Annotated in this window: 2 protein-coding genes and 2 pseudogenes; all 4 read left to right on the plus strand. The window is 42.3% G+C overall.

Annotation, left to right across the window (positions count from 1 at the left end):
• Window positions 1-32 precede the first annotated feature (32 nt).
• Window positions 33-1,388, plus strand: a pseudogene (locus tag LY11_RS27370) (amino acid adenylation domain-containing protein); the annotation flags it as partial.
• 129 nt (window positions 1,389-1,517) lie between these two features.
• Window positions 1,518-8,009, plus strand: a pseudogene (locus LY11_RS27375) (amino acid adenylation domain-containing protein); the annotation flags it as partial.
• Window positions 8,010-8,011: 2 nt separating this feature from the next.
• Window positions 8,012-16,804, plus strand: a complete 8,793-nt coding sequence (locus LY11_RS18425; RefSeq protein ID WP_111635115.1) for a non-ribosomal peptide synthetase — start codon at window positions 8,012-8,014, stop codon at window positions 16,802-16,804.
• A gap of 40 nt (window positions 16,805-16,844) precedes the next feature.
• Window positions 16,845-17,930 carry a cupin-like domain-containing protein gene (locus tag LY11_RS18430; protein WP_111635116.1) on the plus strand — a complete coding sequence of 362 codons (1,086 nt, stop codon included), beginning with the start codon at window positions 16,845-16,847 and terminating at the stop codon, window positions 17,928-17,930.
• Window position 17,931 lies beyond the last annotated feature (1 nt).

The raw sequence follows: 17,931 nt of genomic DNA on the forward strand, positions 1-17,931 counted from the left end.
CGTTGTCGCCAGATAAACCGGCATTACACACCTCATCGGGTATGATGTGTTATGGTGAGCTGAAACAACTGTCTGATAAAATCGCCGGTTGTTTGCTACAAGCAGGCGTGCAGCGCGGAGATCTGGTCGCTTTGCTGCTGGAGCGGGAAACTTATCTTGTACCCTGTATACTCGGGATTTTAAAAGCAGGAGCGGCATTTATACCTGTAGATACCGCTTACCCATCACAAAGAGTGCGGGCGGTGATTAACCATGCCAAGCCTGTGTTACTGATCACCAGGGAAAAGTTCCTGCCAGAAGATATGCCTGAATCCATGATCTTGTTTGATCTCGATCAGCAGCAGGAGGCTATTTCGCAGCAAACCGCCTGTCCATCAACACTGCCTTCTGCTAAAGACCTGGCCTATGTTATTTATACTTCTGGCTCAACAGGAACACCTAAAGGAGTAATGATTGAGCATGGCTCACTGTTAAATTATATCGCCTGGGCAGTATCAGTATATATCAAAGGGACAAAGGCTACTTTTCCGCTCTACTCTTCTATAGCTTTCGATTTAACAATCACCACTATTTTTGCTCCGCTGGTTTCAGGAAATGATATTGTTGTTTATGGCGGGGTTTCTGATGGCGCACTGCTCGAAAAAGTCCTGACTGATAACCGCTCCACAATTATCAAGCTTACGCCTTCGCACCTGAAAATGCTTTGCGCTATGAGATCACTTCCATTGCTGCAGGACAACAAACTTGTAACGCTGATTGTAGGCGGTGAAGATCTGGATACAAATCTGGCCGCAGAGGTTTATCGCCTGTACGATGGCACTGTTAGTCTGTACAATGAGTATGGCCCCACAGAAGCTACTGTTGGTTGTATGATTCATCTGTTTAATCCAGAACAAGAGCAAAGGCTGTCGGTTCCTATAGGCACGCCAGCTGCAAATACACAGATTTATATACTCGATGATCTTTTGCAGCCTGTTCCCCTTGGTGTTACAGGTGAAATATATATAGCTGGTGAAGGTGTGGCCAGGGGATATTTGCAGGAAGAATTGCTTACCCAGACTAAGTTCGCAACCAATCCTTTTATAGGAACAGGCCAGGGCAGAATGTATAAAACCGGTGATATGGCTTTAAGGCTGGCTGATGGTAATGTCCTTTTTAAAGGCAGAAATGATACTCAAATTAAAATTCGCGGATTCAGAATTGAACCTGGCGAAATAGAACACTGGTTATTGACTTATGCTGGAATAAAAGAGGCATTTGTAAACCTCCTTGATACTGGCGATAATAAAAATATCGTAGCCTATTATGTAGCGGAACATGAAATTCCAGTTGCTGAATTAAACGGATTTCTTGCCTCCACGCTCCCGAAATATATGGTGCCGCAATTTTATGTACAATTGCAAAGCTTTCCGCTTACCCTTAATGGAAAACTGGATAGTAGTGCCTTGCCACAGCCGGAAATACAACTTCTGCAGCAATATGAAGCCCCGGTTGGCAGTACAGAACAACAATTAACAGTAATATGGGCTGCTGTTTTGCAAACAGATGCCGAAAATATCAGCCGCTATACCAGCTTTTTTGAACTGGGCGGGCATTCACTGAAAGCAGTGAAACTGGTTAATAAAATTTATGCCGATTTACAGGTTGTTATTCCCTTAAGTGAAGTTTTTACATACCCGGATATTGCTGGCATGGCTGAGCGTATCCGTGAAAAAGAAAAAATTATTTACAAGGGTATCAGAAAAGCAGAAGTAAGGCAATGGTATCCACTATCGTCTTCGCAAAAAAGACTTTACCTGTTATATACGTTAGACCATACGTCGCTTGCCTATAATATGCCCTATGCAGTTAAGCTGACCGGCAGTCTTGATCAAAAACGACTGGAGTCTGCAATTAACAGATTACTTGAACGACAGGAAAGTTTGCGCACAGCTTTTGTGATGACTGAAATTGAACCGGTACAGCAGGTACTGGAAAAAGTTGATTTCATATTGCCAGTTATCCAGGCCGCAGCAACCGATATACCTTCAATTTATGATGTATTTGTACAGCCGTTCAATCTGGAAGAAGCCCCGCTTTTCAGAGCTTCACTGATTGCAGCAGCACCAGAAGAGCATTATCTACTATTAGATATGCACCATATCATTATGGATGGTGTATCACAGGAAATAATGATCAAAGAATTTCTTTCTTTATACAATGAGGAAGATTTATCTGCACCAGTTTTACAGTACAAAGATTATGCTTGCTGGCAGCAGAGCGATGAGCAGCAGTTAAAAAGGATAGCACACCGTGATTTCTGGTTACAGCAATTTGCAGAAGATATACCTGTAGCAGATCTGCCATCAGATTACCCGCGCCCTGTTATACAACAATACGAAGGAAATACGGTCAGTTTTACGATTGATGAAGAGGTGACTAGTAGGCTGAGGGATATTGCCAGTCGTGAAAATACCACCCTTTATATGATTTTGCTTACAGCATATTATATACTGCTTGGCAAATTATCAAATCAGGAAGATATAACGGTGGGGAGCCCGACAGCAGGACGGCATCATCCGGATGTAGAAAAAATGATAGGTATATTTATTCATACCCTTCCATTACGTAATTTTCCGCTGAACAACTTGCGTGTACAGGAATTTCTGTCAAAAGTGACCGCCAATACGCTTTCCTGTTTTGAAAATGAAGCCTACCAGTATGAAGAACTTATACAGGACCTGCAGGTACCACGAAATACTGGACGGAATCCTTTATTTGATACTTTGTTTGTATTTCGAAAAGAAGAAACCAGCCCGCTGTCCATACCAGGATTGATACTTTCTCCTTGTAACTATATACATCCTGTATCACGACTTGATATAACCCTGATGGCTGTTGAAGAAGAAAAACAGTTATCATTTAATCTGGAATATGCAACGGGATTATATACCAAAGATACCATAGAACGGTTTGCTGACTATTTTTGCCGGATTGTAAATAGTATAGCCACAAACCTGCAGCATACTATAGGCAATATAGAGTTATTGTCTGCCAGAGAACGGGATCAGGTAATTCATGTGTTTAATAAAGGAGTTATACATCATCCTGAGGAACAACAAATGCTATTGTCTTTGTTTGACAATCAGGTGAAAAAGACACCTGAAAATATAGCTCTGCGTTTTGCAGACGGGAATATGACCTATTCTTCATTTGCAAGCCAATGTGATAACCTGGCTGGCTATCTGCAAAACGTAAAAGATATTGCACCGGGCGATTTGGTAGCGGTTATGTTAGAACGTGAAGCCTGCCAGGTATTAGCTGTATTTAGTATCTTAAAAACCGGGGCTGCCTATGTGCCTGTGGACCCTGCTTATCCAAAGGAAAGAATACAGGCAATCCTTGCCGATGCCGGTATAAAAGTTCTGATTACAAGAACGAGGTACCTCGTGCCTTTAGAAAATGAACAGCTGACGGTTGTTAATCTGGATGATGAGCTTACAGTTTTACAGGAACAAAAAAATGCTGTTGTTGCGGTCAATATCACAGCTGATCACCTGGCCTATGTTATGTATACTTCTGGTTCTGCTGGTATACCCAAAGGGGTAATGGTTACCCATGGCGCTCTTGCAAATGTTATAGGTGGCCTTCAGTATAGCTATCCGCTTGATGCAACAGGTGTTTATCTTTTGAAAACCACTTTTTCTTTTGATGTATCAGCTGCCGAATTATTTGGCTGGTTCTTAAACGGGGGCAGCCTTTACCTGTTGCCTGCTGGAGAAGAAGGAAATGCTGCTGCAATTCTGGATAGTATCGCTCAGCATAAAATTACGCATATCAATTTTGTTCCTTCTATGTTTGCTGTTTTTTCAGAAGAAGCGGTAAAACAAAATATCAAACGGCTGAGCAGCCTGCAATATATTTTCCTGGCGGGTGAAGCACTGCTGTATAAAACGGTCAGGAAAATACAAGAACTTGATTTGCCACTATTATTGGTAAATCTGTACGGGCCAACAGAGGGCACTATTTATGCCAGTGCCTATACTTTGCCGGCAGTTGGTGGAGACTCTGGTGTGCCTATCGGTAAGCCATTGCACAATGTGAAATTATATGTGCTTAATGCAGCAGGACATTCACAGCCTGCAGGTGTTCCTGGTGAATTATTTATTGCTGGAAAAGGAGTCGCTGCTGGTTATCTGAATAATCCTGCTTTAACTGAAGAGAAATTTATACTTCATCCCTATGAACCAGGAGAACGGCTCTATAAGACTGGTGACCTGGTCAAATGGAGGCCGGATGGTAATCTTGAATTCCTGGGAAGAATAGATACCCAGGTGAAATTAAGAGGATTCAGAATAGAATTGGGCGAAATAGAGAAACAGCTCGCCGCTTACGATGATGTGCAGGAGGCTATTGTCATGGTTTGGGAACAGGACGGCGATAAACAACTTGTTGCTTATTATTTGAGTGAAAAGGAGCTGGATACTGGCCTGTTGCGCAAACATTTGCTGGCCAGGCTTCCAGGGTATATGGTGCCAGCTTATTATATGCAAATTACTAAACTTCCACTTACAGCTAATGGCAAACTTAACCGTAAGGCATTGCCGGTTCCTGCTATCTTGTCGGGTGATGATTATGCAGCACCTGATAGTTCACTGGAAATACAGCTCGTGGCTATATGGTCAGACCTTTTAAAGATTGCACCTGAGCATATCAGTGTAACCAAAAGTTTTTTTGAAATGGGTGGTCATTCATTAACTGCTACAGTTTTAATTAATAAAATCAAGAAAATTGCGCAGGCTACAGTTCCGCTTCGCGAGCTGTTCAGACTACAAACCATCCGGGAACTGGCAAAGTATATTGAGCAGGCAGAAACCATCAGTTATGTGCCTGTCGGCTTAGCAGAAGTAAAGGAATATTATGTATTGTCTTCCGCACAGCGCCGTTTGTATTTTCTGTATGAGCTTGATCGTTTATCTACGGCGTACAATATGCCCCAGGCAATAAGTATCCATGGTATTCCTGATGTAGAAAAAATAGAAAGTGCTTTTGCGGTACTGATTAACCGGTATGAAAGTTTACGGACCAGTTTTGAAGTGATAGATGGTGTGCCGCAGCAATGTGTGAAAGATAAAGTAAATTTCAGCCTGTCCCGGAAAGAATGCCAGAGCGAAGAAATAAATACTGTGATCAGCTCTTTTATTCAACCTTTTGTGCTGAATAATCCTCCACTGATCAGGGCCATGCTGATCACTATACCTCAAGAGCAAAATGTATTGGTCGTAGATATGCATCATATCATTGCTGATGGTATTTCGCAACAACTGCTCTTGAAAGAATTATGGGAAGCATATAGTGGCAAACAATTTCAGCAATCCCTTGCGCTCCAGTATAAAGATTACGCTGAATGGCAATCACAGCAGCTACAGCAGGAACGTACAGAAAAGCAACGTATGTTCTGGCTCAGACAGTTTGAAGAAGAGGTTGTATTTGAATTACCAGCAGATTATCCCAGACCTGCAGTTAAAGAGTACAACGGTAATGTACTGCACTTTGCACTCAGTGAAGAACAGACGAAAAAAATAAATGCCATTGCTTTAGCTGCAGAGGCAACGCCTTTTATGGTGTTGCTCTCTCTGTATATGATATTCTTAAGCAAAATAAGTAATAAAGGGGATGTAGTAATAGGAACGCCAGTAGCAGGGCGTTCGCATGCAGACCTGGAAAATATGGTAGGCGTATTTATAAATACCATTCCGCTGCGTACCTCAGTAAATGGAGAACTGAGTTTCCGCGATTTTCTACAGACTGTCAAAGCCTGTGTACTTTCATGTTTTGAGCACGAAGGATACCCATATGAAACGCTCATCGAGGAATTGCAAATCGTAAGGGATACCAGCCGGAATCCTTTGTTTGACGTGCTGTTTATGTTCCGCAACTTTGAAGAGGCATTACCCGGAATACCTGGCTTGCAACTGCAACACTTCCAGACCACTCATACCTTGTCTAAATTTGATCTTACCCTTGTGGCAGCAGAAGTAAATGGTATTTATCAACTTGATTTTGAGTATGCTACTTCGCTTTTCAAAGCATCAACTATTGAAAAATTCGCCGTATATTTTGAACATCTGGTCGCCAATGTCACAGCAGGTACAGCTAGTTGTATTGCTGATTTGAATATACTGCCAGACCATGAGAGGTTTCAGCTTATTGATCAATTCAATAACACTGAACTGTTTTTTCCTGCCAGTGAGACGATTGTGTCTCTTTTTGATGCGCAGGTTATCCGCACGCCGCATCAGGTTGCTGTTACTGTATCTGGTGTGGAATGGACTTACCTGAAATTACAGCAAAGTGCAAATAATATTGCCACACACCTTATTCAGGTACATGGTCTTGGATCTGGTCAGTTAGCCGGTGTTATGCTTGACCGTGATAGTTATTTAATTCCATCCTTATTGGGAATCTTGAAAACTGGTGCTGCTTATGTACCTATTGATCCTGCCTATCCTGCTGCACGTATTCAATACATATTGGAAGACAGTGGTCTGAAACTGGTCTTAACCAAAACAAATCTCGTACAGCAGCAGGTGCAGCATATGGCTGTTACCTGGATAGATGTAACCGCTATTAACCTGCGGGCTGCGGATCAAATTGATATTAAATCTTTGGCAGATGCTACTTCTGCTGCCTATATGATTTATACATCCGGTTCTTCTGGTAACCCAAAAGGAGTAATTGTGACGCATCGCAATGTATTGAATTTTGTGTATGGCATCTGTGAAAAAATTGACTTTTCAGTAGGAAGTACTATGCTCTGTTTAACCACGGTGTCGTTCGATATTTTTGTACTTGAAACCATTTTGCCTTTACTCAATGGAATAAAAATCGTACTCACCGACACAACTGGTCATAAAGATATTCAGGAGTTAAGCCGGCTGATCCGGGAACAGCAGGTCGACTTTATACAAATTACTCCTTCGCACCTGCGGCTGCTGCTAACCAGTTCCCCGGAAGAACAGGTGCTTGAAAATACCAAAGTACTCATGGTGGGCGGAGAAGCATTTCCCCCGGAATTACTCAATCAGGTTAAAAAAATGACTAAAGGTCGTATTTATAATATGTACGGGCCAACAGAGACTACAGTATGGTCTACCTTGTACGAGCTTACAGAAAGTGATCTGATTTGTATTGGTAAACCTATTGCCAATACCCTGGTCCGTATTCTTGATCAAAGTAATAAGCTGCTTCCATTGGGCGTAAGTGGTGAGTTATGTATTGGTGGAGAAGGGGTTACGAAAGGTTACCTGAATCAGGGTACACTTACGGCAGAAAAATTCATTCCTGATCCGGCAAAGAAATCTGGTCTGGTATACAAAACTGGTGATCTGGCCCGTTGGCTGCCCGATGGGAATATCGAGTTTTTAGGCAGGATTGACGACCAGGTAAAGATCAGAGGTCACCGGATTGAACCTGGTGAAATAGCTCAGCAACTCCTCGGCCATCCCATGATCAATGAAGCTGTAGTTATTGCAGCAGGAGAAGGTAACAATACATTTTTGGTAGCTTATTATGTACCTGCAGCAGGGGGAGAACCACTTGATGTAAGAACTTATTTGCAGGAAAAACTACCAGCTTATATGGTACCGGCTTATTTTATGCCGCTTGATGCACTACCGCTCACACCTAACGGAAAGCTGAATAAAAGAGTACTGCCTAAGCCTGTGCCACAGACTACAGACAATTATGTCGCTCCTTCAGGGAAAATAGCCATTAAACTGGTTGAAATATGGGCCCTGATCCTGAATGCCGATACTGCACGCATTAGTGTAAACAGCAACTTTTTTGAAATGGGTGGCCATTCGCTCAGTGCCATTATGCTTATGAGCAGAATACAGCAGGAATTTGGCGTTAATATCCCGCTATTAAATTTTTTTAAAAAACCAACTGTTGATGCTTTAAGCAAAGAGATACTCGTGGCTTCTTTGACAAGAAAAACAGATCAAATAACAGAAAAACTAGCAATTTAACTATGGAAGCTTTACTAAGCAAATTGATTGAGCTAGAGATTTCACTGGAAGCCAGTGGTTTGGAATTGAATATTTATGATCCGTACAAGAAGCTTACACCTGAACTGATTACGGATATTAAGCGCAAAAAGAGTGAATTGCTTTCGTTATTGCAAGGGGTGGCGGTGCAGGAGGAATCTGTGATGATCCCACGTGTTTCAGCACAGGATTATTATCCGCTTTCCTATGCGCAAAAGCGTTTGTATTTTCTATATCGATACAATCAGGATGCTGTGGCCTATAATATGCCGCGGGTAATGGAGCTGGAAGGTGAGCTGGATATGGAAAAAATAAAGGAGACATTCCGGCGGTTAATATTACGCCATGAAAGTTTGCGTACTTACCTGGTCATGCACAGCGATGGGCCGGTACAAAAAATCAGAACAGATGTTTTTTTTGAAGTGGCCCACACTTTCGCAGGGCAAAATGATACAGAGCAGCTGATCCGCGATTTTGTTAAACCATTTGATCTTTCAGTTGCACCTTTAATGCGGGCAGAGCTTTTAGGTATCGGTGTAAATAAACATCTGCTGCTGCTGGATATGCACCATATTATTGCTGATGGTGTTTCGCAACAACTATTGGTTAAGGATTTTATGGCCCTTTACAATGGTGAAACATTACCACCGCTGCAGCTGCAATTTAAAGATTATGCAGCCTGGCAGCAAGACGACAATCGTTACATTGAAATAGAAAAACAGAGTTCATTCTGGATAAAAGAGTTTGCCGGGGAATTGCAGCCACTGGATTTACCATTTGATTATCCAAGGCCGCCAGCTATGAATTACGATGGAGGTTTGTACGAATTCCGGATCAATAATTTAGAGACAGCACAATTAAAAGCGACTGCTGCTGCCAGTGGTACTACGCTATTTATGGTCATGCTGGCTGCCTATAATATACTGTTGTCCAGACTGAGCAATCAGCAGGATATTGTCATTGGTATTCCAACCGCCGGCAGGAAATATGCTGGTCTTGAACACATCATAGGCATGTTTGTCAATACTTTGCCAGTACGGAATTTTACAGACGATGAACTTACTTTCAGAGAGCTCGTGGCTGCGGTAAGTATGAAGACAATTGCTTGTATAGATAACCAGGATTATCCTTATGAAGAACTTATAGATCAGCTTAAGCTTGAAAGAGACGCTAGCCGGAATCCATTATTTAACGTGCTGTTCGATTTTTTAAGTTTTGAACAAGCTGTGGCAGCGATTCCGGGTCTTACCATCAGGCCTTATAGCAGCAATCATGGGGTTTCGAAATTTGACCTTACTTTATACGCCTTTCAGGATGGTCAGGATATAGTGCTGCATCTGGAATACGCAACCAGTTTATTTAAAAAAGAAACTATAGCGCGGTTCGCAAGTTATTTTAAACGCATTTTGTCGGTTGTAGCTGTACAGCCTGATATAAAAATAAATGCAATACAAATGTTGCCAGAGCCGGAGCGGGAACAGCTATTGACTACTTTTAATGCTACACAGATTGCTTATCCGGCTGATGCAACCATTGTCTCGTTATTTGAGCAGCAAGTCATCCAAACACCCGATAAAATTGCTGTTGTATATGAAAACCAGCAATATAGTTTTCATGAACTGAACAGACTGGCTAATCAGCTGGCTAACCGGCTGCGTAATGAATACGGTGTGGTAACTGGTGATATTGTAGGTATTATAGCAAGCCGTTCAGGGCTGATGATTGCCGGTATGCTGGGCATACTTAAAGCTGGTGCAGCTTATGTACCGGTAGATCCTGCTTATCCGCAGCAAAGAAAAGAGTATATATTACACGATAGTGCTGTGCGTGTATTGGTTACAGATCATGAAACGCATATTCCTGCTGGCTTTGTTGAACCTGTATTATTACTGGACAATTCGCAGCAAGATTATGAGGATAGCAGTCCTGTACATGCAGTAGCGGCATCGGATATATGTTATTTGATTTATACTTCTGGCTCTACTGGTAACCCTAAGGGAGTCATGATCTCACACTATAATGTGGTGAACTTTTTTGCAGGGATGAATCAGCGGTTACCTGTTGGCGAAAATGATTGCATGCTGGCATTGACCAGTACTTCTTTTGACATCTCTGTACTGGAAATTTTCTGGACGCTTTGTCAGGGCGTAAAAGTAATTGTGCATCCTTCACATATTGCTGTAAACGATCTTGCGCGTTATTTGCCTGGTGAAAATACGGTAACAGATTTCAGCCTGCTGTTCTTTTCCAGTTACAATAAAGAAGAAACCAATAAATACGGGTTGTTGCAGGATGCGGTGAAATATGCCGATAAAAACGGATTTAAAGCAGTATGGATACCAGAGCGTCATTTTCATGAATTTGGTGGTCTTTATCCAAATCCTTCTGTGATCAGTGCAGCACTGGCAATGGTTACCGACCATATTACCTTAAGAAGTGGAAGTGTGGTTTCCCCATTGCATGATGCAGTTCGTATCGCAGAAGAATGGTCTGTTGTAGATAATCTTTCTGAGGGCAGGGTAGAACTTTCTTTTGCATCCGGATGGAACCCTAATGATTTCGTATTGAATGCGGCATCTTATCCCACCCGGCAGCGAACGATGTTTGAGCAGATTGAGGAAGTGAAAAAATTGTGGCGCGGTGAAACTATCAGCCGTACGAATGGCTTGGGTAAAACTGTAGACATTCAGGTATTTCCAAGAGCATTACAAAAGGAATTGCCTGTATGGATAACATCAGCAGGCAATGAAGAAACATTCAAAACTGCGGGTGCTATAGGTGCTCATATACTTACTCATTTTTTGGGACAGGATATGGAAACACTTTCCCATAATATAAATGTTTACAGAGAAGCAAGGCTATTGCACGGACATCAGGGGCCAGGGAAGGTTGCATTGATGCTTCACACTTATGTCGGAGAAGATATAGAGACCGTTGAAAAACTCGTAGAGCAACCATTTATAGAATATCTGAAAAGCGCCGTAGGCCTCAGTAAAATACTGCACGAGGAAGTGGGCGTGACAGAAGCAGATTTATCAGAAGAAAGAAAAGCTGTCATACTGAAAAATGCTTTTTTACGGTATTATAAAACGGGTTCTCTTATTGGTACCCAAAAAAGCTGTACGGAAATAGTGCGCCGCCTTAAAAAAGCAGGGGTTAATGAAATAGCATGCCTGGTTGATTTTGGTTTACCTGTGGATCATGTAATGGCCGGACTTCATCATCTGAAATCTCTCAAAGAAGTATTCGATGGACAAAACAAGAGTGCTGGTCATCCAATAACCTTGCTGCAATCAACCCCTTCATTTATGCAGCAGGCCCTGGAAAGTCCAGGCTCTGTAGCATTGCTCCGTTCTCTGCGTCTGTTGTTACTGGGGGGGGAAGGTGTTCCTTTATCACTTGTGCGTGATCTTCAAAAACAAACCAACGCCGCACTATATAATATGTATGGCCCAACAGAAACGACGATCTGGTCTTGCGTACACGCTTTTGAACCAGGTTTGCAAAAGGTGCTGATTGGGACTCCGATAGCCAACACACAGTTATATATTCTGAACAAGGACTTGCAGCTTGTACCTATAGGGGTAGTTGGCGATTTATATATCGCGGGGGATGGCTTGTCACGCGGTTACTGGAAACGGCCTGAACTTACTGCAGAAAAATTTATAGCGAATCCATACCAGGCTGGTAGTCTGATGTACAAAACCAGCGATATGGCCCGCTGGCAGGCCGATGGCACGGTAGAGCTGCTGGGCCGTGAAGACAACCAGGTAAAAATTCGTGGTTATCGTGTAGAGCTGGGCGAAATAGAGAACAGTTTGTGCGCCTATGAAGGGATTACTGAGGCTGTGGTCACTGCAAGAGAAGAAAACGGCACGCGCCTGTTGGTGGCCTACTATACAGCTGCCCACAATGTGGATACCGATGCACTGAAAAAACATCTTCTGCTAAAGTTGCCAGAGTACATGATACCAGCTTATTTTATGGCAATGGATGTTTTACCGCTTACCCCAAATGGAAAAATAAACCGTAAGGCATTGCCTGACCCAGTCTTTCAGGAGGAAACTGATTATGTACCGCTGGGCAATGAAGCGGAAGATAAACTGGCTACTTTATGGGCAGACATCTTAAAAGCAGATAAGAAACGGATAGGTGCATCCAGCGATTTTTTTAAACTTGGTGGTCATTCGCTCAACGCCATGATCCTTTTAGGCCGTATAGAGCAGGCATTTAATAAGAGTATTCCGCTTAAGCAGCTTTATCATATTTCTACACTGCGTGATGTTGCCAATTATTTGCAGGCAGATAACGAGACGGGAAAAGAACGTAATTCGTATCGTATTCCTGTTGCACCTCTTCAAGCTTTTTATCCACTTTCATCACAACAAAAAAGAGTCTATTTCCTGCATCAGATGAACCCTTTATCGCTGGCTTACAATGAAACCGGCATATATCAACTGCATGGAATGGTTGATCAGGAAAAACTTACCGGGGCCTTTCAGCAACTGGTGCAGCGACACGATATATTGCGTACTTTTTTTGATATTGAAAATGGAGAGCCAGTTCAAAAAATAGCAGATCATATTGATTTTACTATCGAATTCCCTGAGCCTGACAACAATGTGCAGGAAATCCTGACCGGGTTAGTGAAACCATTTGATCTCACGCAGGCACCACTGATCCGTGTGGCTTTGGTCACATTGGAAAAGAATAAACATATACTACTAGTAGATATACATCATATTATTACTGATGGTATGTCAAAAAATCTGCTGCTAAGCGATTTTATGAGGCTGTATAAAAATGAAATACCAGCTGTACCGGTGTTGCAGTATAAAGATTATGCGGTATGGCAGCAAAGTACTGCCCGTGTTGAATTGGTACAGCAACAAAAGATTTTCTGGATGCAGCTTTTTGCAAATCAACCGCCGGTGCTTTCATTGCCGGCCGATTTTCAACGGCCGCAGCTCAAAACGCAGATTGGCAAAACACTTGGATTTACTTTGGGTGCTGAGGATAGCGAATGTTTAAAACAGCTAGCTGCCAGCGAAAGAACAACACTATACATCGTGCTGCTTTCTATATACAATATACTGCTGGCCAGGCTGGGTAACCAGCAAGATGTGGTGGTAGGGACACCTACTGCAGGGCGGCTCCATATGGAACTGGAAAGTATGATCGGGATGTTTGTAAATACCCTTGCTTTACGTAATAATGTAGCAGCAGTACTGCCATTTACCGAATTCCTGGCTGCTGTTAATGGGAATACCATAGCATGTCTTGATAATCAGTTTTATCCATATGAAGATCTGGTTACCGAACTTAAATTACAGCGTGATACCAGTCGTAACCCACTATTCGATACTTTTTTTGTATTCCATAATTTTGAAACAACTGCATTTGACATCCCTGGTTTAGTACTTCAGCAGTCAGAACGCGTACACCACCTTGCTAAGTTTGACCTTACACTGGAGGTGTTTGAAGAAAACGGAAATATTTCCCTGAATTTTGAATATGCGGCAGAGCTGTTTCAGGAAGAAACTATAAAAAGGTGGAGGGATGCCTTTTTGATGATAGTGAACGCAGTTATTGCAGATAAGACTATCCGCATAGCCGACATTGAACTGCTGACAGAGACGGACAGAAAGCTGATCAAGGAGGTTTTTAACGATACCACAGCAGCTTATTCCGACGAGGAAACCCTTGTCTCCGTATTTGAAAAACAAGCTGAATATACACCTGATGCCCTTGCAGTTCAATTAGGGGATTATAAGTGTACATATGGTGAGCTTAACAGTAAATCAGCTAAAATGGCCACTTACCTCTTACAGGTTGCTTCACTAAAAACAGGTGATTTAGCAGGGATTTTGCTGGAACGTGAGCAGGCGCTTATGCCGGGTTTATTTGGCATATTGAAAGCCGGCGCAGCTTATGTGCCCATTGATACAAATGCACCTATTGAACGCATCAGTGCCATTATTAATGACGCTAAAATCAAAGTGCTGATCACAAGAAGTAAATATCTGAAGGATATAACCGTGAACTGCCTGGTCATCAACCTGGATGAAGTATCGGAAGCTATTGAAGCTTGTACAGCATTGAATATCGCAAAACCATCCCCAGGTAATCTGGCTTATGTGATTTATACATCCGGCTCTACAGGTGTGCCTAAAGGTGTAATGATTGAGCATCGATCGGTTATAAACCGTATTTGCTGGATGCAGAAAATATTTCCGCTTTCTGCTGCTGATGTTGTGCTGCAGAAAACACCTCTGTTTTTTGATGTGTCTGTATGGGAACTGTTTTGGTGGACATTTGCTGGTGCTTCCTTGTGCCTGCTGCCTCCGGGAAGTGAAAAAGACCCTGACGAAATTGTGCATGCAATCAGCGAAAAACAGGTAACGGTCATCCATTTTGTTCCTTCTATGCTGGGTGCTTTTTTAACAGCTATAAAAAACAAGCCTTTTTCACAGCAATTAAAACAATTGCGCCTGGTATTCTCCAGTGGTGAAGCTTTACGTACAGAGCATGTTCAACAATTTAACAGGTTATTGCAAAACACTTGTGGCACTCGTCTCATCAATTTATACGGCCCTACTGAAGCTACTGTAGAGGTTTCTTTTTATGAATGTTTACCAGGCAGGAATGAAGTTAGTGTGCCTATCGGCAAACCGATTGACAATATACGTTTGTACATTGTAGACAGCAGTAACAGAATGGTACCAATAGGGGTGCCGGGAGAGTTATGTATTGCAGGTGTGGGGTTGGCCAGAGGCTATCTGCACAACGACACACTCACCAAAGAAAAGTTTATTGAGGTACCTAATCCGCTTAACGAAAGGTTTTACAAAACCGGAGATCTGGTCAGATGGCTGCCTGATGGTAATATACTTTATCTGGGGAGAATGGACAACCAGGTGAAAATCCGCGGTTTCCGGATAGAACTGGGTGAAATTGAGACCTGGCTAGGAAAGTATAATGGAATAACTGATGCCATAGTTGCTGTTAAGGAAAAGAATGATGAAAAATATCTTATTGCTTATTATACTGCAGATGATGCAATCGAAGCTGCTGCTATAAAAAAATATTTACAGGGTAAATTGCCGGAGTACTATTTGCCGTCTTATTATATGCAGCTAAGTGCCCTGCCGCTTACTCCCAATGGCAAGCTGGACACACGGGCTTTACCTGATCCCGCAATAGCTATAGGAAACAGTTATAATCCTCCTGTTGGTGAAACACAATGCGAACTGGTGCTGATCTGGGCGGCTGTGTTGAAAATAGATGCTACAACTATTGACGTTCATACCAGCTTTTTTGAATTGGGTGGTCATTCGCTGAGCGGGATTAATTTAGTCAATAAAATAAAGCAGGCGTTTAATGTATTTATTGGATTGAAAGAGCTGTTTACCCATGTTACTATTGAACAGCAGGCCGGACTGATTGACAGCGGGAGCAGGATTGATACCAGCAGTATTACTTCGGCAGGTCAGCATCCCTATTATATTACATCATCTGCCCAGGAGCGGCTATTTTATGAACATATGTGGCAGGATGATAAGATAATCGGTAATGTCGTTGTCGCTTATGAGGTGAAAGGTAGTCTGGATGCGGATAAACTGCAAAAAGCATTTGATGTATTAATTAACAGGCATGAAGGGCTTCGCACTGGTTTTTCAATAGAAGATGATCAAGTTGTACAGGTGGTGCATGAAAATGTTCCCTTTTCATTACATGATTTTAATTCGCAGACTTATATCTCGTTACAGGATGCAGTTAAGGATTTTGCCCGCCCATTTGACCTGGAGGCTCCGCCTTTGATGCGCTGCGGCTTGCTAAAACAACAAGGGCTGGGCAGTTATTTATTGCTCGATATTCATCATATTATTTGTGATGGTATTTCCCTTAATATCTTAATGAATGATTTTAAACGGATATACCAGAACTTATCATTAGGGCCCTTGCCAATCAGGTATGCTGATTATGCCGTTTGGCAGCGGAAGCAGGCTGAAAGTCTTATGGTGCAAAAATCATTCTGGCAAGCACAATTTGCAGGAGAATGGCCCACTATTGATTTGCCGGTGCTTAAAGATAGAGATCAGGTAAAGGTTTATGCGGCAGCTCAGCAAGTGCTCACTATTAATGATAACCAGCATCTTCAAATCAAAAAAATAGCGGCAGAGTATGGGGTATCAAATTTTATGTTCCTGCTCACGCTCTACTATATGCTTATTGCTAAAATATCTGGTAAAACAGCTATTGTTATCGGCACGGATGCTGAAGGCAGATCGCAGCCCGGACTGGAAAATGTGGTTGGCACATTTGTCAATGTACTGCCTTTGCAGATTCAGGTAAACGGTTCGGGTACTTTCACTGAAATGCTGGAAACTGTAAAACAGTGCGTGCTTAATGCGCTTGATAATCAGGATTATCAGTTTGACCAGATGCTGGCATTGTGGGGATCTCAGCACACAGGAAAATTAGTAGAGGTGTACTTCTCTTATACTAACTTTTTCGATAATGATGTGCAGTTACAAGAGCCTGAACTCCTGCCGGTATCATTTACAAAGCAATCACCTGTTACACGCTATGAACTGGAACTGAATGTCGTAGAAAACAGCAGCAGAGAAATAAATATTACTTTTTTATATAGCATTGACTTGTATGATAAAGATACCATTGGATTATTTATTGATTATTATCAACAACTTCTGGAAGCCGTACTACAAAATCCTTCACTAATTATTGACCACATCTCCTTGGGACAGACCAGGTAATCCATGTTTTTATCCAATAACTTAATTAAACGCTAATTTCATGAAACAAGAGCTAATCAACCAATTATATACACAAATGGTCAGCGGATTATATCCTGATGAAAACTACGGGACCTGCAGGGTAGTGCTGGAAGATGCAAAAGACAGTTATCAGGCTGATATTAGTTTAAATAACAACACCCTTCGCATCGCTGAAAGTTCTTCAGGCCCACCCGATGCCATGGTGAAACTGAGCCCCGCTTTATTGTCTGATATTCTGGCTAATGCGGACAGATTTGATTTGCGGGACCCGCTCATTTTGGCACAGATTGAAACAAAAGGTAATCTTGCGCTTGCGAGTTTTCTTTTTACATTGATTAAAAGGCCTTCAGCACAAATTGCCAGTCTTCTGGAGGATACAGAACAGCTTACTGCTGGTTATAGAGATAGTATTACAGCAATCAAGCGTGTATATCGCCCATCTGAAGCGGACGTTCTGCTTTTAATGGAACAGTCGGTACCGTTTGTAGTTACCGGCGCATTGGATAACTGGCCATTTGTATCAAAAAGTCTTGAACAGATAAAAGCGGAATATGGGGATGCTGCCCTGCGTCATAATATGGAGGAAGACAGGCAGGAAACACTGGCTGATTTTATTGAAAAAATGGAAAATAATACCAATGACCTGGTGTACACTTTTGGCTGCCCTTTACCATTAGCCATCTGGGCTGATATTGAGCTTCCTTTTTTTCAATGGGACTCGGTTACTTCCCCGCAAATATGGATGGGACGAAGAACTGGCAAAACGCCTTGCACCACACTGCACCGTGATTGTACACACAATATGCTGGCGCATGTATCGGGCAGAAAAAAAATGATTCTCTTCTCTCCGGATCAATCAGACTCTTTATACCCTGTACCTGCATTTAACACATTTCAGCCCTGCAGTGTACGTGATGTAAAGCATGTGGACCTCAGCTTGTTCCCGGCATTTGCAAAGGCAAGGGCAATAGAAGTTACGCTGGAGCCTGGTGAGTTATTGGTCATACCTGCTTTTTGGTTTCATTGTGTGTATGCGCTGGATGATGTGTTTTCAATCAGCTTTGCTTTATTATGGGATGCTTTCAAAAAATTAAACCAGAATTAAT

This window comes from Pedobacter cryoconitis (assembly GCF_003259615.1).
Lineage (GTDB): Bacteria > Bacteroidota > Bacteroidia > Sphingobacteriales > Sphingobacteriaceae > Pedobacter > Pedobacter cryoconitis.